Annotated in this window: 24 protein-coding genes and 1 pseudogene; 17 read left to right on the top strand and 8 right to left on the bottom strand. The window is 72.4% G+C overall.

Annotated elements, in window-relative coordinates:
• Window positions 1-463, top strand: a 463-nt coding sequence (locus K1T34_RS52800) for an HD family hydrolase (protein WP_220242253.1), incomplete at its 5' end; no start/stop codon positions are given.
• Window positions 464-602: 139 nt separating this feature from the next.
• Here K1T34_RS52800 and K1T34_RS52795 read toward each other — a convergent pair.
• From K1T34_RS52795 to K1T34_RS52780, 4 genes and pseudogenes are all read right to left on the bottom strand, one after another.
• Window positions 603-806, bottom strand: a complete 204-nt coding sequence (locus K1T34_RS52795) for a hypothetical protein (protein WP_220242252.1) — start codon at window positions 804-806, stop codon at window positions 603-605.
• 73 nt (window positions 807-879) lie between these two features.
• On the bottom strand, window positions 880-1,167 hold the full coding sequence (locus tag K1T34_RS52790; protein ID WP_220242251.1) for a hypothetical protein: 288 nt from the start codon (window positions 1,165-1,167) through the stop codon (window positions 880-882).
• Between the two features lie 111 nt (window positions 1,168-1,278).
• A pseudogene (locus tag K1T34_RS52785) lies at window positions 1,279-1,773 on the bottom strand (DNA-formamidopyrimidine glycosylase family protein); the annotation flags it as partial.
• 3 nt (window positions 1,774-1,776) lie between these two features.
• A complete protein-coding gene (locus K1T34_RS52780) occupies window positions 1,777-2,649 on the bottom strand; it encodes a ParA family protein (RefSeq protein WP_220242250.1) in 873 nt (290 codons plus the stop codon).
• 117 nt (window positions 2,650-2,766) lie between these two features.
• Between K1T34_RS52780 and K1T34_RS52775 the strand changes: the two genes are divergently transcribed.
• The 3 genes from K1T34_RS52775 to K1T34_RS52765 all read left to right on the top strand — a co-directional run bounded on the left by K1T34_RS52775 (window position 2,767) and on the right by K1T34_RS52765 (window position 5,477).
• Window positions 2,767-3,504 carry a methyltransferase domain-containing protein gene (locus K1T34_RS52775; protein ID WP_220242249.1) on the top strand — a complete coding sequence of 246 codons (738 nt, stop codon included), beginning with the start codon at window positions 2,767-2,769 and terminating at the stop codon, window positions 3,502-3,504.
• Window positions 3,505-3,607: 103 nt separating this feature from the next.
• Complete coding sequence (gene dinB / locus K1T34_RS52770) at window positions 3,608-4,825, top strand: DNA polymerase IV (protein ID WP_220247878.1); 1,218 nt, start codon at window positions 3,608-3,610, stop codon at window positions 4,823-4,825.
• A 244-nt stretch (window positions 4,826-5,069) separates the two neighbouring features.
• Window positions 5,070-5,477 (top strand): DUF3040 domain-containing protein, encoded by a 408-nt coding sequence (locus K1T34_RS52765; protein ID WP_220242248.1) that lies wholly within the window; start codon window positions 5,070-5,072, stop codon window positions 5,475-5,477.
• Between the two features lie 254 nt (window positions 5,478-5,731).
• Here the strand turns inward: K1T34_RS52765 and K1T34_RS52760 are convergent, their stop codons facing one another.
• From K1T34_RS52760 to K1T34_RS52750, 3 genes are read right to left on the bottom strand one after another with little or no spacing between them, the layout of a single operon-like run.
• Entirely contained in the window at window positions 5,732-8,302 is a 2,571-nt protein-coding gene (locus tag K1T34_RS52760) for a DUF3488 and transglutaminase-like domain-containing protein (RefSeq protein ID WP_220242247.1), read from the bottom strand.
• Window positions 8,299-9,570 carry a DUF58 domain-containing protein gene (locus tag K1T34_RS52755; protein ID WP_220242246.1) on the bottom strand — a complete coding sequence of 424 codons (1,272 nt, stop codon included), beginning with the start codon at window positions 9,568-9,570 and terminating at the stop codon, window positions 8,299-8,301. The genes K1T34_RS52760 and K1T34_RS52755 overlap by 4 nt, the downstream gene beginning before the upstream one ends.
• A 33-nt stretch (window positions 9,571-9,603) precedes the next feature.
• On the bottom strand, window positions 9,604-10,680 hold the full coding sequence (locus tag K1T34_RS52750; protein ID WP_220242245.1) for a MoxR family ATPase: 1,077 nt from the start codon (window positions 10,678-10,680) through the stop codon (window positions 9,604-9,606).
• Window positions 10,681-10,952: 272 nt separating this feature from the next.
• Between K1T34_RS52750 and K1T34_RS52745 the strand changes: the two genes are divergently transcribed.
• From K1T34_RS52745 to K1T34_RS52730, 4 genes are read left to right on the top strand one after another with little or no spacing between them, the layout of a single operon-like run.
• Complete coding sequence (locus K1T34_RS52745; RefSeq protein WP_255638197.1) at window positions 10,953-11,333, top strand: hypothetical protein; 381 nt, start codon at window positions 10,953-10,955, stop codon at window positions 11,331-11,333.
• Window positions 11,326-11,871, top strand: a complete 546-nt coding sequence (locus K1T34_RS52740) for a DUF3558 family protein (protein WP_220242244.1) — start codon at window positions 11,326-11,328, stop codon at window positions 11,869-11,871. Before K1T34_RS52745 ends, K1T34_RS52740 begins: the two co-directional genes overlap by 8 nt.
• Window positions 11,872-11,904: 33 nt before the next feature.
• Window positions 11,905-12,471: a PPE domain-containing protein gene (locus tag K1T34_RS52735; protein WP_220242243.1), complete on the top strand. Its 567-nt coding sequence runs from the start codon at window positions 11,905-11,907 to the stop codon at window positions 12,469-12,471.
• The gene (locus K1T34_RS52730; RefSeq protein ID WP_220242242.1) at window positions 12,468-13,187 is read left to right on the top strand and encodes an ESX secretion-associated protein EspG; all 720 of its coding nucleotides are present in this window, start codon (window positions 12,468-12,470) and stop codon (window positions 13,185-13,187) included. The genes K1T34_RS52735 and K1T34_RS52730 overlap by 4 nt, the downstream gene beginning before the upstream one ends.
• A gap of 12 nt (window positions 13,188-13,199) precedes the next feature.
• Here K1T34_RS52730 and K1T34_RS52725 read toward each other — a convergent pair whose 3' ends face one another.
• The gene (locus K1T34_RS52725; RefSeq protein ID WP_220242241.1) at window positions 13,200-13,652 is read right to left on the bottom strand and encodes an Lrp/AsnC family transcriptional regulator; all 453 of its coding nucleotides are present in this window, start codon (window positions 13,650-13,652) and stop codon (window positions 13,200-13,202) included.
• A 120-nt stretch (window positions 13,653-13,772) separates the two neighbouring features.
• Here K1T34_RS52725 and K1T34_RS52720 point away from each other — a divergent pair, with 120 nt between their 5' ends.
• The 9 genes from K1T34_RS52720 to mraY all read left to right on the top strand — a co-directional run bounded on the left by K1T34_RS52720 (window position 13,773) and on the right by mraY (window position 25,058).
• Window positions 13,773-14,558, top strand: coding sequence for a hypothetical protein (locus tag K1T34_RS52720; RefSeq protein ID WP_220242240.1), 786 nt, complete (start codon window positions 13,773-13,775; stop codon window positions 14,556-14,558).
• 98 nt (window positions 14,559-14,656) lie between these two features.
• Window positions 14,657-15,760 carry a lysylphosphatidylglycerol synthase transmembrane domain-containing protein gene (locus tag K1T34_RS52715; protein ID WP_220242239.1) on the top strand — a complete coding sequence of 368 codons (1,104 nt, stop codon included), beginning with the start codon at window positions 14,657-14,659 and terminating at the stop codon, window positions 15,758-15,760.
• 582 nt (window positions 15,761-16,342) lie between these two features.
• Window positions 16,343-16,774, top strand: coding sequence for a division/cell wall cluster transcriptional repressor MraZ (mraZ, locus tag K1T34_RS52710; RefSeq protein ID WP_220242238.1), 432 nt, complete (start codon window positions 16,343-16,345; stop codon window positions 16,772-16,774).
• A gap of 215 nt (window positions 16,775-16,989) precedes the next feature.
• The gene (gene rsmH / locus K1T34_RS52705; protein ID WP_220242237.1) at window positions 16,990-17,946 is read left to right on the top strand and encodes a 16S rRNA (cytosine(1402)-N(4))-methyltransferase RsmH; all 957 of its coding nucleotides are present in this window, start codon (window positions 16,990-16,992) and stop codon (window positions 17,944-17,946) included.
• Entirely contained in the window at window positions 17,943-18,659 is a 717-nt protein-coding gene (locus tag K1T34_RS52700) for a hypothetical protein (protein WP_220242236.1), read from the top strand. The genes rsmH and K1T34_RS52700 overlap by 4 nt, the downstream gene beginning before the upstream one ends.
• Window positions 18,659-20,578 carry a penicillin-binding protein 2 gene (locus tag K1T34_RS52695; protein WP_220242235.1) on the top strand — a complete coding sequence of 640 codons (1,920 nt, stop codon included), beginning with the start codon at window positions 18,659-18,661 and terminating at the stop codon, window positions 20,576-20,578. Before K1T34_RS52700 ends, K1T34_RS52695 begins: the two co-directional genes overlap by 1 nt.
• Before the next feature lie 324 nt (window positions 20,579-20,902).
• Window positions 20,903-22,447: a UDP-N-acetylmuramoyl-L-alanyl-D-glutamate--2,6-diaminopimelate ligase gene (locus K1T34_RS52690; protein ID WP_220247876.1), complete on the top strand. Its 1,545-nt coding sequence runs from the start codon at window positions 20,903-20,905 to the stop codon at window positions 22,445-22,447.
• Complete coding sequence (gene murF / locus K1T34_RS52685) at window positions 22,444-23,979, top strand: UDP-N-acetylmuramoyl-tripeptide--D-alanyl-D-alanine ligase (protein ID WP_220242234.1); 1,536 nt, start codon at window positions 22,444-22,446, stop codon at window positions 23,977-23,979. Before K1T34_RS52690 ends, murF begins: the two co-directional genes overlap by 4 nt.
• Complete coding sequence (gene mraY / locus K1T34_RS52680) at window positions 23,976-25,058, top strand: phospho-N-acetylmuramoyl-pentapeptide-transferase (RefSeq protein WP_220242233.1); 1,083 nt, start codon at window positions 23,976-23,978, stop codon at window positions 25,056-25,058. The genes murF and mraY overlap by 4 nt, the downstream gene beginning before the upstream one ends.
• Window positions 25,059-25,067 lie beyond the last annotated feature (9 nt).

The raw sequence follows: 25,067 nt of genomic DNA, 5'->3' as shown, positions 1-25,067 counted from the left end.
TCCCGAATCGGTCGCCGAACACAGCTTGCGCGCCGCCCAGATCGCGGCGCTGCTCGCTGCGGAGGAAGGCGGGAGTCCGGAGCGGGCCGCGTTCCTGGCACTCTGGCACGACACGCAGGAGACCCGAACGGGGGACATCCCGCACACTGCGGCCAAGTACATGAGCAAGCCCGAGCCTCGCGAGATCACCGCCGACCAGACAGCCGCCCTGCCGGCCACCTCCCGCGATGTGGTCCGGACCGCGGTGGACGAATTCGAGTCCAGGGAGACGCTCGAAGCGCGGTGCGCGAAGGACGCGGACAAGCTCGAAATGCTTCTCCAAGCCGTCGAGTACCGGGATATCGGAGTTGAGCGCGTCGCCGGGTGGATCGACTCCGCTCGCAAGGGCCTCTCGACCGAGACGGCTCGACGTATCGCCGAGGCCGCCGTCACCATGTCCCCGCTGGCGTGGCGGGACCGCTGAGCAGAGCGGGAAGCCTTCGCGCGGCAACGTCTACGGCATGGCCTCGCGGATGGTCTTGCTCAAGACCGCCTGATCAACCAAAACGGCCCCCTCCATCTCGCGATGGCGGGGGCCGTCGAGTTGCGCCGTTGGGGCCGGCTCAGCACTGCCAACCGGTGGTGCCGCCGTGCGTGCACTGCTCGTAGATCGAGTCCACCTGCTCCTGGTGCTGCTGTTGGTCCTGGCGCGCCTTGTCGTCCGCGCGGTTGCTGTTGTTGACGGAGATGATGGTGACGACGATCGCCACGCCGACGATCAAGATCGTGGCGAGGATGATCGTCAGGCGTTTCGTTGTGGCGTCCACTGGTCTGGGCCTTCCGTGAGGTCTGCCCAGAAGCGTCGCGTTGATCACCATTGGCGTTACCGACTGAGCGGGCTTACCGGTGGTCCTCGGCCGGGATGCCCTCGGGGTCGACGAGGTCGTTGGCGTGCGCGGCGAACTGGATCGGCTGCGCGCCGCGGTGCGCCATGTAGCCGGCCTCGGCGTTCCACTCGGGGTCGCACCAGCAATAGCTCGAGTAGACGTGCGGGGGGTGCTCGTCCTCGTATCGGCGCCACCAGACGACGGTGTCCTCGACGGTGACGCCGTCCTCGAGGACACGGGCACCGGCGATGTTCGGGCCGTGCTCGACGGCGATCTGGTGGAACTCGGTGTAGGTGATCATTCGTGCCCCCGAAGGTGGGAGCGGGTGACTGTCGCCGGTCGGCGACGGCCCCGCTGGCTGTCGTTGCCAGCAGGTTTCCCCTGGTCAGACCAGTGTTACTAAATTGGCGTTGACGCCGGCCATCACGCGCTGGTCGAGCAGTGCGTCACCCAGCTCGCGGTCCGGCTGCGCGGCCAATGCGGCTGCGGCTTGCGCCGCATGCTCGTCGCTCCACTGTGGATCGAGCAGGTCGGGACCGAGGTGCGCGACCAGGTCGTGTTCCGCCGTCGTGGGCACGAGTTTCAAGTCGTGGACGCGGAAGCCGATCGCCTGCACGTCGGCGGTCGCGAGGATCACATGCGCGTGGTGGGCCGGGGTGCGCCAGCGGCCGCCGGCGGGGTAGATGTCCCAGCTGCCGTCCATGCGCAGGTGGCTGTGGAGCGTGAGGTCGCCGGAGAATCGCGTGAGCAGGTGCTTGCCGACCGTCCCGACGCCGAGCACGACACGGCCCGAAAGGTCCACAGTGGCCAGTGCGGGATGGCGGAACTCCCCGCGTACCAGCGTCTTCCCGGCCAGCGCCTTGTCGAGCAGCTTGCCGGCCAGGAAGACGGTGTCGCCCTCGGGCACGGCTCAGCCCGCGGCGTCGGGCACGGTCGCCGACGGCTCGGCGGTGGTCTCGAGGGCCTCGCCCTCGTCGCCGCGCACGCGGTGACGCCCGGCGCGGTTGGACCGCAGGATCTTGGCCAGCACCATGTTGAACGTCAGCGCGATCTCCTGGGCGCCGGGGGAGTGCCACTCGTGGATCGGGCTGCACGCGCCCTGCGCCTGCTGCACGGCCAGCCGGTCGGGGATCGCCGTGGGCATCACCAGTGAGCCGAAGTTCTCACGCAGCTCGGCGACGCGGAACTGGTGCTCGTAGGAGCGCACGCGCAGCTTGTTGACCAGGACACCGATCGGGCGCAGACCCGGGTTGCTCTCCTCGCGGATGCGCTCGATGGCCTCCAGCGCGCGCTGGGCGCCCGCCACGGCGTACATCGTGGGCTCGGTGACGATCAGTGCGCTGTCGGCCGCCACGAGGGCGGACTTCGTCAGCCGGCCGAGTGACGGCGGGCAGTCGATGACCACGAGCTCGTACGGCTCTTCGCGCAGCGGGTTCTGGTGCAGCTCGTCGAGCGCGCGCGACAGGTTCTCCAGGCGCCGGCCGTCGGAATCGGGCTCGTTGAGCAGCTCCAGCTCCTCGGTGCCGACCAGCACGTCGACCTCGTCGCTCCACACGCTGGGCGCGATCGCGCGTTCGAGGACCGCCCGCGCGGGGGTCTCGAGGACGTCGGCGAGCGTCGCGTCGGTGTAGGGCGGGTCGAGCGAGGTGGTGGCATTGCCCTGCGGGTCGAGGTCGGCCACGAGCGTGCGGGTACCCCTACGCAGAGCGGCCGACGCGATACCGAGCGCTACCGTCGTTTTACCGACGCCACCCTTGAGGCTGAGAACGGCGACCGTGTGCACTCGGCACAGCCTACGGGCCGCGGGCGGGGCGGGTCGCGAGGAAGGTGCCGAACACCTCTTCCGGGCAGGCCCGGGTGACGGCGGGTGACCGGCAGGCGGGCACTACCCTGTCCGACTATGAAGACGGACACCGTGGCGGCCCGGGGTTCGGGCGCCGTTCGCCGGGCGCTCGAGGCGGAGCTGCGGGCTGCCCGCGCCCGCGGCGTGGAGCAGCCCTCCGTCGTCGACGTCGGCGGCGGCAGTGGCGGCTGGGCGGTGCCGTTCGCGTCGGCGGGCTGCCTCGTGACCGTGGTCGAGCCCAATCCCAACGCGCTGGCGACGCTGCGTCGGCGCGCCGAGGAGGAGGGCGTCTCGCACCGGATCACGGTGATCGCGGACGACTCCGACGCCCTCGGCGCCCACGTCGAGGCCGGTTCGGCCGACCTCGTCCTCGCCCACGGCCTGCTCGAGGTCGTCGACGACCCGGCGGTGGCGCTCGCCGCGCTGGCCGCGGCCGTCGCACCCGGCGGGGCGCTGTCCGTTCTCGTGGCCAACCGCAACGCGGCCGTGCTGCACCGCGCGCTGGCCGGCCGGATCGCCGAGGCCCAGCGGCTGCTCGACGGCACCGACGGTGTGGTGCCCGGCGGGCGCGACACCGTGCTGCGCCGCTTCGACAGCGCCGGCCTGACCGATCTGCTGGTGGCGGCGGGCCTCGAGGTGACGCTGCTGCAGGGCGACCGCGTGATCGCCGACGTCGTGCCCGGCGAGGTGCGCGAGGACGAGCTGGCGGAGTTCGAACTGGCGGCGGCCGCGGTGCCGGCGTTGCGCGACGTGGCCGGGCGGCTGCACGCGATGGCACGGCCCGCGCAGGTCTGAACCTGCGATCTTCCGGCGCTGAGCAGGGCGTTCCCGGAATTGTCGGGGGTCCCCGGTAGCGTCGGTTCCCGTGGGGAGCAGAAACGCCGAACTGCCCAGCGGCATGGCCCGCTACCGCGTCACCACGGGTGCCGAGACGCTGCCGGACGACACCGGCTGCGGGATCCTGCACGTGGACATGGACGCGTTCTTCGTGTCGTGCGAACTGAGGACCCGGCCTGAGCTGGTGGACAAACCCGTCGTGGTGTCCGGCGGCGGGCCGCGGTCGGTGGTGGCCGCGGCCAACTACCCGGCGCGCAAGTACGGCGTGCAGTCGGCGATGCCGTTTTCCACGGCGAAACGGCTGTGCCCGCACCTGATCTGCATCACGCCCACGTCGGGGCTCTACGGCGAGGTCTCGCGGCAGGTGATGGACATCTTCCGCGAGCTGACGCCGCTCGTGGAGCCACTGAGCCTCGACGAGGCGTTCCTGGACGTGAGCGGGGCGTTGCGGCGGCTGGGGGCCACGCCCGCGCGGCTGGGCGCGCGGATCCGTTCGCGGGTGCATGCCGAGCACGGGATCACGTGCTCGGTCGGCGTCGCGAAGGTCAAGTTCGTCGCGAAGCTCGCGTCGGGGATGGCGAAGCCCGACGGGATGGTCGTGGTGCCGGCGGCCGAGACGCTGGCGTTCCTGCACCCGTTGCCGGTCTCGGCGCTGTGGGGCGTGGGGAAGCGCACCGAGGAGCAGCTGCGGGGGCAGGCGCTGCACACGATCGCCGACGTCGCCGCCGCCCCGCCCGCGCGGCTGCGGCGGTCGCTGGGCAACGCGATGGGGGAGCACCTGTGGGCGCTCGCCAACGGGCACGACGACCGCGCCGTGGTCGCCGAGGCGGCGGAGAAGTCGATCGGGGCGGAGCGGACGTTCGACGTCGACCTGCACAGCCGCGACGAGCTCGGGCTGGAGCTGCTGAGGCTGTCCGAACGGGTCGGCGCGACGCTGCGGGCGCGCGGGCTGCGCGGGCGCACGGTGTCGATCAAGGTCCGCTTCGCCGACTTCACCACGATCACTCGGGCGCGCACGCTGTACGCGGCCACGGATGTCGCGCGCGACATCCACCGGACGGCGGTCGAGCTGCTGGCCGAGCACGCCCCCACGGGTGCCGTGCGCCTGATCGGCGTGCGCGTGGAGGGCCTCGACACGGGCGAGGGCGGCGAGCAGCTCCAGTTCGCCTCCGCCGAGCCGCGCTGGCGCGATGCGGAAGTGGCCGCCGACGTGGCGAGGTCGAAGTTCGGGTCGGCCGCGGTGCGCCCGGCGTCGTTGCTGACGCCCCGCGAGACGTGAAACGCGTGGCCGATTGTGTCGTCTATTGTGTCGCCCGTTGTACCGTCACCGGGCCGTCGTGACCCAGTGTCAACCCACGTCAGTCGTGATTTCCCCCAATTCGATCCCTTCTGGATGCGGGATCGGGTAGTCGGACGCGCGTGGGGCTCGTATCCTGGACAGTGCCGCCCCGCCTGGGGCCGGCAGTTGGGTCCAGAACGTTGCGCGGCCCGGCGCCCGCGACAGCTGTGCCGGAGGAGGAAAGATGCCACTCTCCGAGCATGAGCAGCGGCTGCTCGATCAGATCGAGCGCGAGCTCTATGCCGAGGACCCCAAGTTCGCATCCACGGTGCGTGGCACCCGGTTGCGCCGCCCCGCCCGTCGACGGCGCATCCAAGGGATCGCGCTGTTCGTGGTAGGGGTAGCGCTCCTGGTGCTCGGCGTGGTGGTGCCCGTGCTGCGGGTCGCCGACATCCCGTTGATCAGCGTGCTGGGGTTCCTCGTGATGTTCTTCGGGGTCATGTTGGCGGTCACGTCGTTACGTCACGGCGACAGCGGCGGAGGCGGCAAAGACTCCGGCCGCGGCGGTGGCGGCGGCAAGGGATCGGGCGGCAAGAGCTCGTTCACGCAACGCATGGAAGAGCGCTTCCGCCAGCGCTTCGAGGAGCAGTAGCTCCCTTCGGCGACGTCGTGGGATCCGCGCTTCACCCGGCTGGGGTGGAGCGCGGATTCTCGTGTGCGCGGGTCCAGTCGAAGCCACGGTCCGGGCGTTGTCCGAGGCCTGTTCGATCGTGTACCAGCGGGTGACTCTTCGGGCCCGGGCTACGCGTGCTGGGCCGGATCGTCGTACCCCTCCCGGCTGACCCAGGACAAGCGCCGGCCCCGGTCGTCAGGGGTCGACGAGCCGGGGCCGGGAACCGCGTCAGGTCAGGAGTGGCGCCGCAGGATCGACTTCGGGAAGAGGCGCCCCCGCCAGGACAGGGGAGCCGTCGTACGCAGGCTGTGGCGGAGGCTGTCGAAGGCCGGGGCCAGTTCCGGGTCCGCCGTGGTCGCGCCGCTGTACCAAGTGCGCTCGACGGCGCCGATCACCGTGCGCAGGCTGTCGCGGCCGGAGTCGTCGAGGTGGTGGCGCTCGGCGATCTTCTGGCCGGCCACGCGGACGGTGTCGCTGTCGGCCAGCGGGAGGCCTCGGTCGGCGCACTCGGCCTTGAGCTCGCGCCACGCCGCGTCGGCGGAGCCGGGGGCGTGGGTGACGATCGCCTGGAGGTGGCGGCGGCGGGTGAAGTCGCGCAGGGCCGCCGGGCCGCCGAAGCCGACCAGGAGCAGCACGACGATCACGGCGAACCACCAAGCCACGAGACCGGCCAGGAAACCCAGCGCGGCAACGAGGAGCACGCCACCCGCCAGGGGCAGCCACAGGGCGACCTGGCTGGTGCGCGCGGCCGCGGGAGCCGGGGCGTGGACCAGGACGTCGCCATCCGGGACGGCGCCGGGCGGCAGGCCCGGAGTCGCGGTACCCGGAGCGGGCGGCCGCCGCCGCAGGACGTACGCCGTGACCACCGCCGCGGCGCCCAGGACGGCGAGCACGGCGGCGAGGATCGCGAGCCAGCCGTCGTTCGATTCGGCCGTGGCCGTGGTGGTCGGGGTGGCCTCGTTCTGGCCCTTGTCGAGGGGCGACTGCGTGGCCGGGGAGTTGGAGCGCGGCGCGGTGGGCAGATCGTCGGTGGCGTCGGGCTGCTGGGAGTTCTGGTTGTTCTGCTGCAGGTACGACGGGACGATGCCGCGGCCGTCGGCGAGCGGCGTCGGGTCGAAGCTGACCCAGCCCTTGTCGCCGAAGTACGCCTCGACCCACGCGTGCGCGTCCTGCGAGCTGATCGACTGGTAGTCGCCCTTGGGCACGCCCGGCGTGAAGCCGATGGCCACCCGCGCGGGGATGTGGGCGACGCGCAGCATCACGGCCATCGCCGACGCGTACTGCTCGCAGTAGCCGCGCTTGCCGTTCAGGATGAAGTCGGCCAGTGCGTCCGCGTCAGTGGCGTCCGCGGTCTTCGTGTCGTACACGAAACCGTTCTGCGCGCTGAAGAACTGCCACAGCGCGGTGGCCTTGTCGAAGTTGTCGGTCTTGCCCGCGATGAGCTGGTTGGTCTTCGCGACGACCCGTGGGTCCACTCGGCCGATCTGCGAGTAGAACGCCGGCACCTCGTCGGACTTCGGATCGGTGGAGCGCAGCTCGGCGGCCGTCGGTTCCTTCAGCGACGCGACCTCGGTGTAGGTCGGCGCGGACTCGCTCTTCGTGGTGAAGACGGCGCCACTGACCCGGTCGTACAGCCACTGCGGCGAAAGCCCGCGCAGCGCGCGCGGCGCACCGTAGACGGGCAGCCAGTTGTCCACCCACTGCGTGGGCTGGATCTGGATCTGCCGCGACACGCCGGTGCCGTCGTCGCCGGGCGCCGCGGGCAGGGTGCTGTTGGCGAGCACACCCGTCTGCGCCTGGCCGCCGCCGCGCAGGCCCCAGCCCTGGTTGGGCGTGTACGTGTCGAGCGTGAACGCCCGGAGGTACCGCCGGTCGTTGCCGAGGCCGCGGACTTGGAACAGCTCGGCGTTCTGACCCTGGTCGAGCAGGCCGCGCAGCTGCGTGAACGGCGCGACGCCGAACCCGCCACTGCCGTCGCCGCCCGCGCCCGAGCCGGCGCCGAAGGGGATCTTCCCGACGGTGCCCACCCACGTGATCCCGCCGCCGAGCAGACCGAGCACGACGGCCGCGCTCACCACGGCCACGGGCGCCTGCAACGCTCGCGCGCGCCCGCCCGAACCCGGCGCCTCACGGTTGCGCCAGCGCCGGTGCCGGTGGTTGCCGTCGAGGGCGAGCAGGCACGCGAACGCGGCCGCGCCGAGCAGGAACGTCCACCACGGCAGCATTTCGTCGGACAGCGCCGCCGGCACCGCGTACACGCACAGGAGGACCAGACCAGTCGCCGCCGGTGCCGCGGCGGCCACCGCGAGCGTGTCGACGAGCACCGCGACCAGCCCGATCGCGATCGTCACCAGGCAGAGGATCGGCTGCGTGCCCTCGACCGGGGGCAGCCCGGTGCGGATCTGCTCGGCCGACGCCGCGAGCGTCGCCTGCAGCTCGCCGAACGCCGTCGGCCCCGGGATGATCTTGAGGATGCCCTGCGTGGTGAACGCGCCCGTGACCAGGAACAGCAGCACCACGAGCTGGCCGAGACCGACCAGCACGGTCGGCGCGCGCAGCGAGCGCAGCGCCAGGCCGGTCGACGCGATCAGGATGACCGCCACGAACAGGTAACCGAACCACGCCCACCCGGAGACGACGCCGGTGAGCGACGTGGCCGCGCACAGCGTCGCGATGCCCGCGGCGACCGGCGGCAGGATCCCGCTCGACCACACCGGCGGTTGCGCGGCCGGCTGCCGGGTCGGCGTGTGCGGGATCGGCGGGGGAGCCTGGGAAACGGGCGGACGGGGTGCCGTCGTGGTCATCGCGCACCGCCGATCAGGGCGCCGCGGTGGGCACCCGTGCGGCACAGCTCGGCCCACGCCTGCGGCATCTGCGTCTGCGGGCCGGCGATCACGACGCCCCAGCCGTTCGCGCGCAGCAGCTCGGCGGCGTCGTTCGTGGCCGCGGCCTGGTGGTCGGACGAGCCGGACCCGGCCCAGCTCGGCGTGTCCAGCAGCACCGCGAGGCTGCGCACTCCGCGTGGGCGGTAGCGGGCCAGCTCGTGCACCGACTCCGCGCTGACCGTGCCGAGCACCGCGATGAGCTCCTGTCCTTCGGCCGGGTCGTGCCCGAGCGTCACGTCGCGCTGGTGCGCGGGCTGCAGCCCGGCCAGCGCGTCGAGCACCACGTTGTCGTAGCCTTCGCCGCCTTCACCCGGGGTGTCGGCGAGCGTGATGCCGTGTTCGGTGACCAGACGGACGCGGTGGCCGGAACGGCGCAGGTGCAGCGCGACCGAAGCCGCGAACGACACCGCCCACTCGAGACTGGCCGTGGGACCCGTGCCGTGGTGGGCGGCGGCGCGGTGGTCGACCAGCACGGTCGTGCCGCCCCGCCACGGCCGTTCCTCCACGCGCACCATGACCTCGTCACGGCGGGCGGTGGAGCGCCAGTGGACCTTCCGCATGTCGTCGCCGGTGCGGTAGTGGCGCACGATCACGTCGGGCTCACCCTGCCCGGCGTGCAGGCGCACGGTGCCGTCGTCGCCCGCGCCGACCCCGGCGCCGCCGGGCAGCCCCCACAGACCGACGACGCGGGGCACCACCACGAGCCGCGAATGCCCGATCAGCTCGCGTTCGAACTCGCACAACCCGAACGGGTCGGTGATCGTCGCGCGCAAGGGCCCCACCTGCTGGATACCGCGCAGCAACGGCTGCAGCGGGTAGCGCAGCAGCACCCGGCGGTCGTGCGGCAGCCGCTCGACCACGAACCGCGGCTTCGAGCCCAGCGCGTACGGCACGCCGTCCTCGAGCAGGACCTCGCCGCCCGGGAGCCGGCCGCTGCGCCACAGCTCGAGGTGCACCTCGCCGCTCGCGCCGACGGCCACGCGCTCCGGCCGCAGCGCCCGCGTGGCGCCGAGCCTCAGCCGGGTCGCCGAGATGAACGCCGCGACCAGCAGCGGCAGCGCCACTACGAAGACAGCGACGCGCAGCAAATCACGCTCGTTGAGCACCAGCGAGCACACGGCCGCGGCGATCCCCGCGGCCAGAAGGCAGCGGCCACGGGTGGTGAGGCCGGACAGTGCACGCAGCATGCGGTTCTCGGATTCGGGTAAGGGGATCGCCGGTCAGCGGGTGCCGGTGGAGCCCTGGGGGACGGGGACGCGGTGCAGCACAGCGCGGACCACGTCGGTCGCCGAGCGGCGGGCGGCGTGCGCCTCGGTGGTGAGCACGAGCCGGTGCGCCAGCACGGGCACGGCGACCGTGTGCAGGTCGTCCGGCACCACGTACTCGCGGCCCGACAGCGCCGCCTGCGCCCGAGCGGCGCGGACCAGGTGCAGCGTCGCGCGCGGCGAGGCGCCCAGCCGGATCTCCGGCACCTGCCGCGTCGCGGAGACCAGGTCCACGGCGTAGCGGCGGACCTCGGGCGCCATGTGCACCGCGCGCACGGTCTCGATGAGCCGCTGCACGGTCGCGCCGTCGGACACCGCCGACAGCTCGGCCAGCGGGTTGTGGCCCGCGTGCTCGTCGACCATGGCCAGCTCGGCCTGCTGGTCGGGGTAGCCGATCGACACCCGCGCGGTGAAGCGGTCGCGCTGGGCCTCGGGCAGGGCGTAGGTGCCCTCCATCTCGATCGGGTTCTGCGTGGCGATCACCATGAACGGCGCGCCGAGCAGGTACGTGCTCGTGTCGACCGTGACCTGGTGCTCTTCCATGCACTCGAGCAGCGCCGACTGCGTCTTCGGCGAGGCGCGGTTGATCTCGTCGCCCACCACGATGTTCGCGAACACCGGGCCCGGCCGGAACTCGAACTCGCCGGTCTGGCGGTTGTAGATCGACACGCCGGTGACGTCGCTCGGCAGCAGGTCGGGGGTGAACTGCACGCGGCTCACGGTGCAGTCGATCGACCGCGCGAGCGCCTTGGCCAGCGAGGTCTTGCCGACACCCGGTACGTCCTCCACGAGCAGGTGACCCTCGGCGAGGAGGGTCACCAGCGCGATCCGGATGACGTCGGGCTTGCCGACCAGTACGCGTTCGACGTTGGCGGCGATCCGGCGGGCCGTGTCGTGCAGCTCGTCGAGGGACACTCTCGGGGCGTACCCGTTGCCTCGCCCGTTCGGGGCATCCGCCGAGGGGTAGGGCGGCTGCCCGGCCCCGCCGCCCTGCGGTCCGGCAGCGGTGGCGGACTGGATTCTCGACGTCACTCGTCCTCCTGGTGGCGCATGGCTGTGCGGCTTCCACCGGCTCCGCCGGGTCGCTCGCTGTCCACGCAGCGATCAGCCTTCCATCCAGTGTGTCAAACTCGGGCGAACTCGGCGCCGGAACCCCGCGAACGGCCGCCGATGACTCTCCGGTAATGCCCTCCGTCCACCGTTCGGGTGTACGGAGCCGCATTTTCGGGTGCTCCCGCTGACGGACTGCTCTCACGTATGCTCCGAATCCGAGGTCGCTCGACTACGGAGAGGCGTAACCGCTCATGAGCGAGGTGGGGGCCGCACCGCTGCCCGACGTTCCGGGCCTGACGAGTTCGGGATCCGGCTCCGGCCGGTTCGCGGTGGCGCCGGAGCTGGCGACGGCCACCTACACGAAGCTCGGCGAGCTGCAGGACGTGGTGGGCGAGATGGTCCGCGAAGCCAACGTCCTGGGTCGGTCGGTGCCGCTCGGCAGCGGGTACGCCGGTGAGGTCGGCACATTCATGGCGCAGTACGGCTTCGGCCGAGACGGGTCGGCGGTCGCGCAGCTGATCGCGTTCGGCAAGCAGATCGAGAACCTCAAGGAACGCATCGCGAGCGCGTTGAAAAAGTACCAGCGCGAGGACGACGCGGCGGCCGACGGCGTGGACTGCGCCGGTGGCTGAGCCCGTGCGCAAGCTCCTGCTGCTCGTGCCGGTCGTCCCGGCCCTCGTCGTGCTCGCCGCGTGCGGCCGCCCGGTGACCCCGAAGGCGGTCGCGGCCGACGGCGGCCCGGAACCCGCGCCGTCGAGCGCGGCCCACGCGACGCTGGCAGACCTGGACCCGTGCGCGCTGCTCTCGCCGAGCGACCGCTCGAGCGCGGGGCTCACCGAGCTGGGCAAGCCGAAGACGATCGGCGAGGCGCGCGCGTGCGACTGGACCGTGCCCTCGACGTTCGGCGTCACGGTCACGCTCGACGAGAGCGCCGGGCTCGCCAACCTCGACGTCTCCCACGGCACCCGCACCAAGAAGAAGGTCGGCGCGCACCAGGCACTGCAGGTAGCGGACAAGAAGGCCGCCGCCGGCACGTGCGCCGTGCTGCTCGGCGTCGGCGACTCCGCGAGCGTGCAGGTGGACGTGAGCAACGCGAGCTTCTCCGACACCACGCTGGCGTGCTCCCGCGCGACGACCGTCGCCGGGCTGGTCGAGCCGAAGCTGCCCTGAGCTTTCCCGAACCCGTCAACCGGAAGGTGTGCCGTGTCCGCAGCCGTGCCCGAGCCGACGGCCCGTTACGAGTCCTTCAGTCACGAAGCGCTGGCGGCGCAAGTCGAGCACGGCAACGACCCCGTCGCGGCCGGCCAGGCCGGGGCGCGCTGGACCGAGCTGGCGCGCAGGTTCGAGGACTCGACCGCGTCACTGGCCGCGTTGTCGGCGGGCAGCCAGGAGACGTGGGAAGGCGAGGCGGGCGACGCGATGCGCGCGGTGCTCGCGCGGGCGGCCGGCTGGCTCGGGGAGTCCGCCGCCGTGTCCACTGTGGTCGGTGACTCGGTGGCAGGGCAGGCCGACGTCGCGGCGCGGGCGCGGGCCGAGATGCCGCCGCCCGTCGAATTCGACCCGGCGGCGATGATCCGCTCGGCCGCCGCGAGCGGCAACGTCCTGGAGCTCGCCGGGTTGTCCTTCGCGATGGACGCGCGCCGCGCGGAAGCCGAAGCGGCGCGGCAGAAGGCGATCGACGTCGTGCGCACCCGCGATACGGCGTTGCACGGGCTGGTGCCGGGCATCGCGTTCCCGGACACCCCGGCGCTGGGCTCGGGGCCGGCTTGATCCGGCTCTCCGCGTCGGCCTTCGACGTGGTGTGGCACGACCTCGGGCTCGGCCACGTGCCGGTGCCCCTGGCGGTGCCCGGCGTCGGCGCGACGGAGGCCGAGCGCGCGGCCGTGCGCGCCGAGGTCTACCGCGGCCTGACCGACCGCGGCCTCTTCGACGGGCAGCTCGCGCCCGAGCTGGAGAACCGGCTGCGGCTGCTGGACAGCGGTTCGCGCTACGTCGCGTGCGAAGCCCTGGTGGACATGACGGCCGACACGCCGTTCCGCGCCGTGACCGCCGTGCGCGGACGCAGCGGAGTGCTGGCGGTGCAGCCGGAACGGACGATCGGGCTCAGCGGGATCCGTGAGGGGGAGCTCGTGTCGGCGCTCGTCGAGGTGCTGCCGGCGCTGTCCGCCGGGCCCGGGTTCGGCGTGAGCCTGCCGGCTTCGGGGTGGGATTCGACGTCTTCCGCGACCTCGGCTTCGACGGCGCGCCAGGCCGAGGAGGTCGCCGCGATCCAGGCGCGGCCGGTGTTCGCGGCGGGGCAGTTCGGCGTCTACAGGCGGGGCAGCGGCGGGCGGATCGAGCGCTGCGGCGGGCTGACCTGGTTCGACACCGACGTGGGCGCGTACTCCGCCGGCGTGTCGAGCGGGCGGGGTGGGCAGGACTGGGTGAACGTCGCACCGGTCGACGGGCCGCGCTTGGTCGAGCGGGTGCTGGCGCTGTTCGGCTGAGCCGCCGGCAGCTCAGGCGAGGTCGAGCAGGCCGGTCGCGCTCACGTCGAGCTCGTGGAGCACCAGGCGGCTGCGCAATTCGCGCACGCCGTGGTCGCGTTTGAGGCGGTCGACGACCGTTTCGAACTCCGCGGGGTCCAGGCAGGCGAGGCGGAGCTGGTAGTCGTACTCGCCGGTCATGCGGGCGCCCGACACGACCTGCGGGACGCGATGCAGCTCGCGTTCGAAGTGGGTGCGGTCGACGTCTTCGCGCAGGCGTATGTCGCTCACCATGGTCAGGCCGCGGCCCAGTGCGGCGGGGTCGAGGTCGGCCCGGAAGCCGCGGATGACGCCGGCGGCGCGGAGGCGGCGGACCCGGTCCGCGACGGTGTTGGCGGACAGGCGCACCTGGGCGCTGAGCTCGTTGTAGCTGCGGCGGGCGTCCTCTTCGAGGAGCCGGACGAGCGAGCGGTCGATGGCGTCCACGCGAATGAGTGTGTAGAACTCGGCGCAATCCGGCAAGTGCCGAGGAAAGCTCGGCACCGACGCGGGATGGGCCGTGATTTCCGAGCCATCTTCGGCGGACTTCCTGGAAACGTTCAGGGCATGGAAGTCCTGCTGCCGCCCGTTCTGCCCGTGTTCAGCGTCCTGCTCGTGACCGTCGTCCAGCGCCGCTACGGCCCGCGGCTCGGCGGGCGGCTCGCGGGCTTCCCGACGACCACCTTCCCGTTCCTCCTCGTTCTCCTCGCGCGCGACGGCACCGCCGCCGTGGCCGACGCGGCGCGCGGGATGATCGCCGGCCAGCTGGTGGTGGCAGCCTTCTGCCTCGGCTACGGCCGGGTCGCCCGCAGGGTGCCGCGCCCGGCCGTCGCGGTCACGGTGGCGCTCGCCGTCGCCGCCGGGGCGTTGTCGCTGGTGGCCGAAGTGCGGTCGCCGTGGCTCGCGGCGGCGGTGACCGGCGCGGTCGTGCTCATCGGGCTGGTGACCTGGCCGCCGGCGCCCCGGGTCGACACCATCGCGCCGGCCCCGCGCTGGGAGCTGCCCGTGCGCGTCGGCGCCGCGGCGGCCGTCGTGACGGCGCTGGCCGTCCTGTCCAGCCTGCTGGGCCCGCACCTGGCCGGCGTGCTCGCCTGCACGCCGGTCGTGCTGGCGATCCTCACCCCGACCACTCACCACGGGTCCGGCTTCGCCGCCGCGGAAACCCTGGTGCGCTCCGCCTTGCGCTCACTGCCGGGGACGCTGGTGTTCGCCGTGGTCACGGCGTGGTGCGTGGTGCCGCTCGGACCGGTGGCGGCGTTCGCTCTGGCGGGGGCCGGGCTGTTCGCGGCCGACCACCTCGTCGGCCGGTTGCCGGTCGTGCGGCAGCCGATCGGTGCCGGTCAAGCCCGCTGACGGTAGTTCGCGGCGTGATACTTCACGCCGTGGTGGGCGGAATGCTCGGCCGCACACTGGGGTTGTCGCCAGCGAGAGCAGCGTGGGAGGAGGCCGGCGTGACGAGTCTCGAGATGGCGGACACGGAGTCCGGAGCGGTCGAGCACCGCACCCGGGTGCGGCGCCGCCTGCCCTGGCGGCCCGTGCTCCACTGGGCCGTCGTGGCCGCCGCGCTTGGGTACCTCGTGTGGCGCGTTCCGGAGCTGGCCACGGAGTTCTCGCAGCTCGACCACGTGCAGTGGGGCTGGGTCGCGGCCGCCGGGCTCGCCGGGCTCACGGCGCTGGCCGTGTACGGCGAACTGCACCGCCAGCTGCTGCTCGTCGGGGGAGCGCACGTGCCGGCCTCGGCCGTGCAGGGCATCACCTTCGCTCAGAACGCCGTCTCCACCACGGTCCCCGTGGTCGGTGGAGCCGGCTCGCTCGCCTACGCGATCAACCAGCTGCGCCGCCGCGGCGTCGACAGCGCGCTGTCGGCCTGGGCGGTCCTGCTCGCCGGCGTGATCACCACCGTGCTGCTCATCGTCCTCGGCTGGCTCGGCCTCGCCTGGGCCGGCCGGGTGCCGCTGCGCCTGGCCGTGCCCGCGGCCATCGTGGTCGCGGCGGGTTCCGCGGGGGTGTGGGCGCTGCTGACACACCCGACAGTCCTGCGCCGCGGGCTCACCTCACTGCTGCGGGTCTTCGGCCGCACCCCGGGCACGTGCGCCACCTGCCGCAAGACCTGGCTCGAGAAAGCCGACGCCGCCGCGCTCCAGCTGTCGGAACGCGTCGCGCGCCTGCGCCCGGGCGGGGCCCGCTGGAGCATCCTGCTGGTCCTCGCGCTCGCCAGCTGGGGATTCGACTTCTTCGCCCTCATCGCCAGCGCCGAGGGCACCGGCACGCACATACGCTGGGACGTCCTCGCCGTGGGCTTCCTGGTCGTCCAGGCCAGCATCGCCCTCCAGATCCTCCCCGGCGGCGCCGGCCTCGCCGAAGCCGGTTTGCTCGGCGTGCTGGTGGCCGCGGGCGTCCCCGCCGCACCGGCCGCCGCGACCGTGCTCATCTACCGCGCGATCAGCTGGGCGGGCCTGTCGCTCGTCGGCTGGGTGGTCTACGCCCTGCAACCGCACACGACGCCGGCCCACGGCCACGAGCCGACCGCGGCCGCTGCCCTGCCCCCGGCCTGATCCGCCCGCACGTCCGAGCCTGGTGGCCCGGAGTGTCGGTGACCACGAGCGCTCGGCGACGACCAGCGCCTGGTGGCTGGAGTGCTGGCGACTCGGAGTGCCTGGTGGCCTGGAGCACTCGGCGACTCGGAGTGCGTGGTGACCCGGGAGTGCTCGGTGACCAGGGGTTCCCGGATTCGCCACGCCGCTCCACCGGCGGTCCCACCGGTCTCCCCACCACACCCCACACGCGTCGCCACCGTTCCCCACCCGCGGCCCCACCGGGCCCCACCCGGGTTCCCCACCGGGCCCCACCCAGGGGATCCCTGGTCTTCACGCTGCCGTTCTGCGGACGTCGGCACCCGGTCCGGGTTGCTCCGAGACCCCGGCGCGGGGGATCTTGACCACGGCCCCCCACCCACCCCCCACCAGGCCCCACAGCGCTGACCTGCGTAAACGCGTGACACGACGGAGTTAACGCGAGGCAGGTCGCGTTGACTGTGGTGAAAAGTGGGGTACGGTGGTGACCAGTGGGGCAGAAGGGAGCCCCGGGGCCGGAGTCGGGTGGTTCGCCAGCCGGAGCCGGTAGGGAGGTGGAGGCCGGTGTTCCTCGGCACCCACACCCCGAAGCTGGACGACAAAGGGCGGCTCGCGCTGCCCGCCAAGTTCCGCGACGAGTTGGCCGGCGGGCTGATGGTCACCAAGGGGCAGGACCACTGCCTCTTCGTCTTCCCCCGCGCCGAGTTCGAGCAGATGGCACGGAAGGTCGCCGACGCCCCGTTCACGAACGAGGCGGTTCGGGCCTACCAGCGCTACCTGTTCGCCGGAACGGACGAACAACGCCCGGACGGGCAGGGGCGCATCACCATCGCGTCCGAGCTCCGGCGCTACGCCGGGCTGAACAAGGAGTGCGTGGTGATCGGTGCGATCACCAGGCTGGAGATCTGGGACGCCCAGGCGTGGCAGGGCTACCTGGACGAACACGAGGACAGCTACGCGAAGGCTCGAGAGGAAGTTCTACCGGGCGTCTTCTAGGGGACACGGACACCGGAGCACCTGCGTCGTCGGGGGACGCGGGTCCGCCGAGGCCGTGGAACCGGAAAACGTCCCCGCGGATGCCGTGAGGCCTCTGTCCGCTCTTTGGCCCTGGCGCACCTTCCCCGGTGCCAGGTCGGACCGCGGGCGGGCAGGGACCTGACGGCATCCGCCGCATCTTCCCCGGGAGTACGGAGCGCGAAAGGGGGAGGGGCATGGCGACCGAGCACGAGCACGTTCCGGTGCTGCTGGACCGCATCGTCGAACTGTTCACCCCCGCCTTCGCCGACCGCGACGCGGTGCTGGTCGACGCGACCGTCGGCCTCGGCGGCCACTCCGACGCGCTCCTGGCGGCTTTCCCCCGCCTGAGGCTCGTCGCGCTGGACCGCGACCCCGCCGCGCTCGAGCGCTCGGCCGAGCGGCTCGCGCGGCACGGTGACCGCGTCGACCTCGTCCACACCGTCTACGACGGGCTCCCCGAAGCCGTCGAGGGTCTGGGACTGTCCCGTGTGGACGGCATCCTCTTCGACCTCGGGGTGTCCTCGATGCAGCTGGACCGCGCCGAGCGCGGCTTCGCGTACTCGAAGGACTCCCCGCTGGACATGCGGATGGACCCGACCACCGGGTTCACCGCCGCCGACGTGCTCAACACCTACGCGCCCGGCGAGCTGATCCGGATCCTGCGCGACTACGGCGAAGAGCGCTTCGCACAACGGATCGTGCGGGCGGTCGTCGCCGAGCGGGAGAAGGAGCCGTTCACGCGCAGCGCGCGGCTCGTCGAGCTGCTTTACGACGCCGTGCCGGCCGCGAGCCGCCGCACCGGCGGGCACCCGGCCAAGCGCACGTTCCAGGCGTTGCGGATCGAAGTCAACGGCGAGCTCGAAGTGCTGCGGCGGGCGATGCCGGCCGCGCTCTCGGTGCTCGCGATGGACGGCCGCATCGTCGTGGAGTCCTACCAGTCGCTCGAAGACCGCCTGGTGAAGCAGGCGTTCGCGGAGCTCGCGAAGTCGCGGACCCCGGAGGGGCTCCCGGTCGAACTGCCCGGGCACGGCCCCGAGCTGAAACTCCTGACCCGAGGAGCCGAGAAGGCAGGCGAAGGCGAGATCGAGCACAACCCGAGGGCCGCCTCCGTGCGGCTGCGGGCAGCACAGAGGATCGGAGAGCCGCGATGACCGCACCCACGAAGTCCCGCCGCCGCTCCGGCGCGCCGGCGACGCGCCGGAGCGCGCAAGCGGGGACCACGGTCGAGCAGGAACCGCAGACCACCACCGGTCGCACCACCACGGCGCAGCCGGAAACCACTCCGCGCCGGTCCTCGCGCGGCCGCACCACGGCCGCGGAGCGGGCCTACGCGCGCCGCGCGCAGCGGGCCGACCTGCTGCAGCAGCGGGAGCCGAAGAAGCCCCAGCCCCGGGTCGAACGCACCGAGGTCGAGGTCAAGCCGAAGCGGCTGTTGCTGCGCTGGCCGCGTTCGCGCGCCTCGTTCGTGCTGGTCATGATGGGGCTGCTGGCCGTCGGCGTCGCCTCGACGCTGTGGCTGACCACGCAGGCCATCGCCGACTCATACCGCCTCGAACAGCTGCGCACGACCAACGCCGGCCTGGCCGAGGCCAAAGACCGGCTCGAGCGCGACGTCGCGAAGGCGCAGTCGCCCGCGTCGCTGGCGCCGGCCGCGAAGCAGCTGGGCATGGTGCCTGGCGGCGACCCGGCCCGCATCGTCGTGGGGCCGGACGGCAAGACCACCGTCGTCGGCGAGCCGACGAAGGCCCAGCCCGCCGCCGGCTCGACGGCCGAGACGCCGCCGCAGCAGGGCACCTCCGGGCAGCCCGCCTCCGGTCAGCAAGAGGGCGGTATCGAGGGCGACCTGCCGTCGGCGGGGCAGTGATGGTGGCTTCGGGGGCGAGCCGGGCGCGTGCCGCGGGCAGCGCCCGGCGCACCTACGCCGCGGGCACGCGCCGTGCGGTGGCCAAGCGTGGCAACGGCGGGCAGCGCAGCCGCTTCTCGGCGGTGCGCATCCTGCTGGTGGCGCTCATGGTCGTCGCGGGCGTGAAGCTCGTGCAGGTGCAGTGGTTCGAGGCGCCCACGCTCTCGGCCGCGGCCGAGCGGCAGCGCAGCCTCACCATCGACATCCCCGCGCAGCGCGGGTCCATTGTGGACCGCAATGGCAACAAGCTCGCCTTCAGCGTGGAAACCCGCACGCTGTCGGTGAACCTGCGCGTGCTGCACAAGACGATGGACGATTACGCGAAGAAGAACCCCGCGAAGGGGGTCAACTTCGAAACCGAGGTCACCCGCGCGGCCAAGTACATCGCGGCGAAGGTGCCGAACCTGACCACCGAGCAGGAACTGCTGACGAAGCTGCACAAGCCGCAGTCGTTCACCTACCTCGTGGACAACGTCGAGCCGTCCGTGGCCACCGACATCGTGAAGCAGTTCGCGTGGATCGGCGTGGAGAACCGCGCCATGCGCGAGTACCCGGGCGACACGCTCGCGTCGAACATCGTCGGCCTCGCCAACTGGCGCATGGAGGACGCCGACGTGTCCAAACACAACCTCCACGGCGTGGTCGGGCTGGAGCAGTCGCGCGACAACGACCTGGCGGGCACACCGGGCCGCGAGATCGTGAACACCCAGAACGGCAACGACAACCTGTACCTGCCGGGCTCCGAGCACGTGCTGCAGGCCGCGATCCCCGGTTCGGACCTCGAGCTCACCATCGACTCGGACCTGCAGTACGAGCTGCAGCGGCAGCTGAGCGACTACGTCGCGCAGTCGCACGCCAAGGGCGGCCAGGCCGTGATCATGGACTCGAAGACCGGCGAGATCTACGCGCTGGCCGACGACAAGACGTTCAACCCGAACGACCAGTCGACCTTCCAGGACGAACTGCTCAACGACCGCGCGGTGACCACACCCTACGAACCGGGCTCGGTGAACAAGATCGTCACGGCCACCGCGGCCATCGACGACGGCATCGCCACGCCGCAGTCGACGATCGCGGTGCCCGGCGAGATCAAGATCGCCGACCGCACGGTGCACGACGCCTGGGTGCACGGCACGCAGAACTTCACCACCACGGGCATCTTCGCCAAGTCCTCCAACGTCGGCACGCTGGAGCTGGCGCAGAAGATCGGCCCGGACCGCTACTCGGACCTGCTGAAGAAGTTCGGCATCGGCCAGCGCACCGGCCTCGGGCTGCCCGGTGAGAGCCCGGGTTACGTGCCGCCGCGCAGCCAGTGGTCGGCCAGTACGTTCGGCAACCTGCCGATCGGCCAGGGCCTGTCGATGACCGTGGTCCAGATGGCCGGGATGTACCAGACGATCGCCAACAACGGCCTGCGCGTGCCGCCGCGGATCGTGAAGGCGAAGAAGAACCCGGACGGCACGGTCGTACCCGAGCCGGCGCCGAAGCCGGTGCAGGTCGTCAGCCCGCAGACCGCGACGACGGTGCGCGACATGCTGCGCGCGGTGGTGCAGAACGCCAAGAGCCCCAACGCGGGCACCGCGCCGTCGGCCGCGCTGGAGGGCTACCAGATCTCGGGTAAGACGGGCACCGGCCAGCAGGTCGACCCGCGCACGAAGGCCTACAGCCAGAGCCTGGCCAACATCACCTTCGCCGGGATCCTGCCCGCCGACCACCCGAGGTTCGTCGTCGGCATCCGTCTCGACGCGCCTGACACCACGCTGCCGGCCGGGCACTCGGCGGGGCCGCTGTTCCACTCCATCGCCTCGTACCTGACGCAGCGCTACCAGATCCCGCTGTCCGACGGTCCGTCGCCGGAGGTCCCGCTCATCATCCCGTGACGCGCCCGCGACGTTCCCGGGACACGATCGGAACGCCTTCGCGACACTCGGCCAAGGGCCGCCTCGACGACGTCAGCTCGCTGCGAGGCGGCCCTTGCCGCGTGTTTCCGCCCGCGATAGTCCACATCGGCTGGTGGCAGTCACCGGAAACGCTTGCCCCGCAACGACGTTGCGCGCGCCGCATAGCACACGCGGTGCGCGCCGGCGCGTTCGCCGTACCGCCTTGGGTCACCCGATCGCGCTCTCGGTAACCTCTCGGACGTGTCCGTGTCCTCGTCCAAGCCCCAGAGCGGGCCGGCTGCCTCGTCGCTGCCGGAAAGCCCGGTGAAGGCGGTCGCCGCCCCGCCCCGCCCGGCCCGGATCGACCCGGTGCCGCTGGCCACCCTGCTCGCCCGCGCGGGCGCCCGGCTGATCGCCGAGCGCCCCGAGGCCGCCGACCTCACCGTCACCGGGACCACGCTGCGTGCGCAGCACGTGCTGCCGGGCGACCTGTTCGCCGGCCTGCCCGGCGCACGCGCCCACGGCGCCGACTTCAGCGACCAGGCCGTGGCCGCCGGCGCGGCCGCGGTGCTCACCGACGCCGAGGGCGCCGAGCGCCCCGCGCTGCGCGACGCCGGCATCCCGGTCCTCGTGCACCCGGACCCGCGCGCCGCGCTCGGCGAGATGGCCGCGTGGATCTACGGGGAGCCGTCGCTGCACCTGTCGGTGCTGGGGGTCACCGGCACGTCGGGCAAGACCACCACCTCCTACCTCGTCGACTCCGGGCTGCGCGCCGCGGGCCTGACCACGGGCCTGATCGGCACGGTCGAGACGCGCATCGCGGGCGAGCGCCTGGTCAGCGGCTTCACCACGCCGGAAGCGCCGGACCTGCAGGCGCTGCTCGCGGTGATGCTGGAGCGCGGCGTGACCCACGTGCCGATGGAGGTCTCGAGCCACGCGTTGTCGCTGGGCCGCGTCAACGGCACGCGCTTCGCGGTCGGCGCGTTCACGAACCTCTCGCAGGACCACCTCGACTTCCACCACGACATGGAGGAGTACTTCGCCGCCAAGTCGCTGCTGTTCGACGGCCGCTCGACCACCGAGGTCGTGGTCGTGGACACCGCGTGGGGCCGGGCGCTGCTCACCCCGCAGACGGTGACGGTGTCGATCGAGCAGGGCGTCGACGCCGCGTGGCGCGCCTCCGACATCGAGCCCACCGCGGCGGGGGAGCAGACCTTCACCCTGCACGGCCCGGGCGGGCTCACGCTCGCCGCGAAGATCCCGCTGCCGGGCACGTTCAACGTGGCCAACGCCGTGCTCGCCGCCGCGATCCTGGGCAGCGCCGGCGTGGACCCGGCGGCCATCATCGCGGGCCTCGGCGCCGTGGAGGTGCCGGGCCGGATGGAGCGCGTGTACCTGGGCCAGGACTTCACCGCCGTCGTCGACTACGCGCACAAGCCCGCGGCCGTCGCGCAGGGGCTCGACGCGCTGCGCGCCCGCACCGACGGCCGCATCATCACGGTGCTCGGCTGCGGCGGCGACCGCGACACGGCCAAGCGCCCGATGATGGGCGAGGAGGCCGTGCGCCGCAGCGACGTGCTGATCGTGACCGACGACAACCCGCGGTCCGAGGACCCGGCCCTGATCCGCGCCGCGATGCTCGCCGGCGCGCGGGGCGTCGGGCCGTCCCACGGCGGTGAGGTCATGGAGATCGGCGACCGCCGCGAGGCCATTACCCACGCCGTGTCACTCGCGCGCGCGGGCGACATCGTCTTCATCGCCGGCAAGGGCCACGAGACCGGCCAGGAGGTCCAGGGTGTCGTGCACCCGTTCTCCGACCGCGACGAACTCGAGGCCGCCATTCGCAAGCATCTCGAGGTGAGTGCGTGATCGAGCTCAGCCTGGCCGAGATCGCCGACGTCGTCGGCGGCCGGCTGCACGGAGCCGACGGCTCGTTGACCGTCACAGGGAGTGTCGAGTTCGACACGCGCAAGGTCGGGCCCGGCGGCCTGTTCGTCGCCCTGCCCGGCGAGCGCGTGGACGGGCACGACTTCGCCGCGAAGGCCGTGGCGGCCGGTGCCGTCGCGGTGCTGGCCGGCCGCGAGGTCGACGCGCCCGCGATCGTGGTGCCGCCGCTGCCCGAGGGGCAGGCTCACGAGGGTTCGGTCGCGCTGGCCGGCGACACCGACGGGTCCGGCGCCGCCGTGCTGGCCGCGCTTGCCAAGCTGGCCAGCCATGTCGTCGGCCGGCTCGCCGCCGAAGGCCTCACGGTCGTGGCGCTGACCGGCTCGTCGGGCAAGACCTCGACCAAGGACGTGATCGCACAGCTGCTGGAGCCGATGGGCCCCACGGTCGCGCCGCCCGGGTCGTTCAACAGCGAGCTGGGCCACCCGTGGACCGCGCTGCGCGCCGACCACGACACCAAGTACCTGGTGCTGGAGATGTCCGCGCGCGGACCGGGCCACATCGCCGAGGCCGCCTCGATCACGCCGCCGCGCATCGGGGCCGTGCTCAACGTCGGCAGCGCGCACGTCGGTGAGTTCGGCTCGCGCGAAGCCATCGCGAAGGCCAAGGGCGAGCTCGTCGAGGCGCTCCCCAGCGCCGACGCGGGCGGTGTCGCCGTGCTGAACCTCGACGACCCGCTGGTCGCCGCCATGGCCGGCCGCACGAGCGCCCGCGTGGTCGGCGTCGGCGAGACCGCGTCCGCGCAGGTCCGCGCCGCCGACATCACGCTTGACGCCGAGGCCCGCGCGTCGTTCCGGCTGATCACCCCGGAAGGCGAAGCGCCGGTGACACTGCCGCTGCACGGCGAGCACCACGTCGGCAACGCGCTCTCGGCCGCCGCGATAGCGCTGGAGCTCGGCGCGACGCCGGCCGAGGTCGCGCAGCGGCTGTCCGCCCTCGAGCGCCGCTCGGCCCACCGCATGGCCGTGACCACGCGCGCCGACGGCGTCACCGTCCTCAACGACGCGTACAACGCCAATCCCGAATCAGTGCGAGCCGCGCTGAAGGCCCTTGCGTCGATGCGCCGGACCGGCCGCCGCGCGTGGGCCGTGCTCGGCGTGATGGGCGAGCTCGGCGCCGACTCCGTGACCGAGCACGACTCCATCGGCCGCCTCGTGGTGCGCCTCAACATCGACAAGCTCGTCGTCGTCGGCGACGAGGCCGCGCCGATGCACCAGGGCGCTTCGCAGGAGGGCTCCTGGAACGAGGAGTCGGTGCAGGTACCCGATGGCGACGCCGCCGTGGCCCTGCTACATGATCAGCTCCGTCCCGGAGACGTGGTGCTGGTCAAGGCCTCCAACGCCGCCGGCCTGTGGCACGTGGCCGAGGCGTTGCTCGCCCCCTCCGGACAGAGCTCGCAGTCGCTTCCTCCCTCCCCGTCCCCCTCCTCTGAACGCTCGAACGGTGGTCACGCGTGATCAACATCCTGATCGCGGCCGCGGCGGGTCTGCTGGTCTCCATCCTGCTCACGCCCTACCTGATCCGGGTCTTCTCCCGGCAGGGCTTCGGGCAAGAGATCCGCGAAGAAGGGCCCCAGGGCCACAAGTCGAAGCGCGGCACCCCGACGATGGGTGGCGTCGCGATCATCATCGCGATGGTCGTCGGCTACTTCGTCGCACACCTGATCAGCTGGCTCGGCAACTCCCACAGCTCGGCGCCCTCGGCGTCCGGCCTGCTGGTGCTCATGCTGGCCGTGGGACTCGGCATCGTCGGGTTCCTCGACGACTTCATCAAGATCCGCAAGCAGCGCAACCTCGGCCTGAACAAGACCGCGAAGCTGGTCGGCCAGCTCGTGGTCACGATCCTGTTCGCGGTGCTGTCGCTGCAGTTCGCCGACGAGCACGGCCTGACGCCCGCGTCGCAGAGCCTCTCCTACGTGCGCGACCTGGCGCTGATCACGTTCCCGTGGATCGTGTTCGTGATCTTCTGCTACGTGGTCATCTCCGGCTGGTCGAACGCGGTGAACTTCACCGACGGCCTCGACGGCCTGGCCGGCGGCGCCGCGGCGATGGTGCTGGCGACCTACGTGATCATCTCCTTCTGGCAGGCGCGCCTCTCCTGCGCCGACGGGCCCACGACCGCCTGTTACGACGTGCGCGACCCATTGGACCTCGCGGTGGTCGCCGCCGCGGCGACCGGCGCGTGCGTCGGCTTCCTGTGGTGGAACGCCGCGCCGGCCAAGATCTTCATGGGCGACACCGGTTCGCTGGCGCTCGGCGGTCTCGTCGCCGGCCTGTCGATGACCACCCGCACGGAGCTGCTCGCCATCGTGATCGGCGGCCTGTTCATGGTCGAGATGATCTCGGTGGTCACCCAGATCGCGGTGTTCCGCACAACGCGGCGAAGGCTCTTCCGGATGGCGCCCTTCCACCACCACTTCGAGCTCGCCGGGTGGGCGGAAACCACGGTGATCATCCGCTTCTGGCTGCTGTCGGCCATCTGCTGCATGTTCGGCCTGGGGTTGTTCTACAGCGAACAGCTCGGTGTCGGGAGCTAGGTCGTGACC

Origin of the sequence: Amycolatopsis sp. DSM 110486 (assembly GCF_019468465.1) — a bacterium.
In the GTDB taxonomy this organism is placed as follows: Bacteria; Actinomycetota; Actinomycetes; order Mycobacteriales; family Pseudonocardiaceae; genus Amycolatopsis.
Note: the sequence above shows the minus strand (reverse complement) of the source record. Positions and strands in the feature narration are given on the sequence as shown.

Bases quoted from the DNA above. Each gene is read 5' to 3' on its own strand.
- K1T34_RS52775 (WP_220242249.1), top strand. From the start codon at position 2,767: ATGAAGACGGACACCGTGGCGGCCCGGGGTTCGGGCGCCGTTCGCCGG.
- K1T34_RS52695 (WP_220242235.1), top strand. From the start codon at position 18,659: ATGGTGGCTTCGGGGGCGAGCCGGGCGCGTGCCGCGGGCAGCGCCCGG.
- K1T34_RS52745 (WP_255638197.1), top strand. From the start codon at position 10,953: ATGAGCGAGGTGGGGGCCGCACCGCTGCCCGACGTTCCGGGCCTGACG.
- dinB (WP_220247878.1), top strand. From the start codon at position 3,608: ATGGCCCGCTACCGCGTCACCACGGGTGCCGAGACGCTGCCGGACGAC.
- K1T34_RS52755 (WP_220242246.1), bottom strand. From the start codon at position 9,570: ATGCTGCGTGCACTGTCCGGCCTCACCACCCGTGGCCGCTGCCTTCTG.
- K1T34_RS52760 (WP_220242247.1), bottom strand. From the start codon at position 8,302: ATGACCACGACGGCACCCCGTCCGCCCGTTTCCCAGGCTCCCCCGCCG.
- K1T34_RS52720 (WP_220242240.1), top strand. From the start codon at position 13,773: ATGGAAGTCCTGCTGCCGCCCGTTCTGCCCGTGTTCAGCGTCCTGCTC.
- rsmH (WP_220242237.1), top strand. From the start codon at position 16,990: ATGGCGACCGAGCACGAGCACGTTCCGGTGCTGCTGGACCGCATCGTC.
- K1T34_RS52790 (WP_220242251.1), bottom strand. From the start codon at position 1,167: ATGATCACCTACACCGAGTTCCACCAGATCGCCGTCGAGCACGGCCCG.
- K1T34_RS52700 (WP_220242236.1), top strand. From the start codon at position 17,943: ATGACCGCACCCACGAAGTCCCGCCGCCGCTCCGGCGCGCCGGCGACG.
- K1T34_RS52765 (WP_220242248.1), top strand. From the start codon at position 5,070: ATGCCACTCTCCGAGCATGAGCAGCGGCTGCTCGATCAGATCGAGCGC.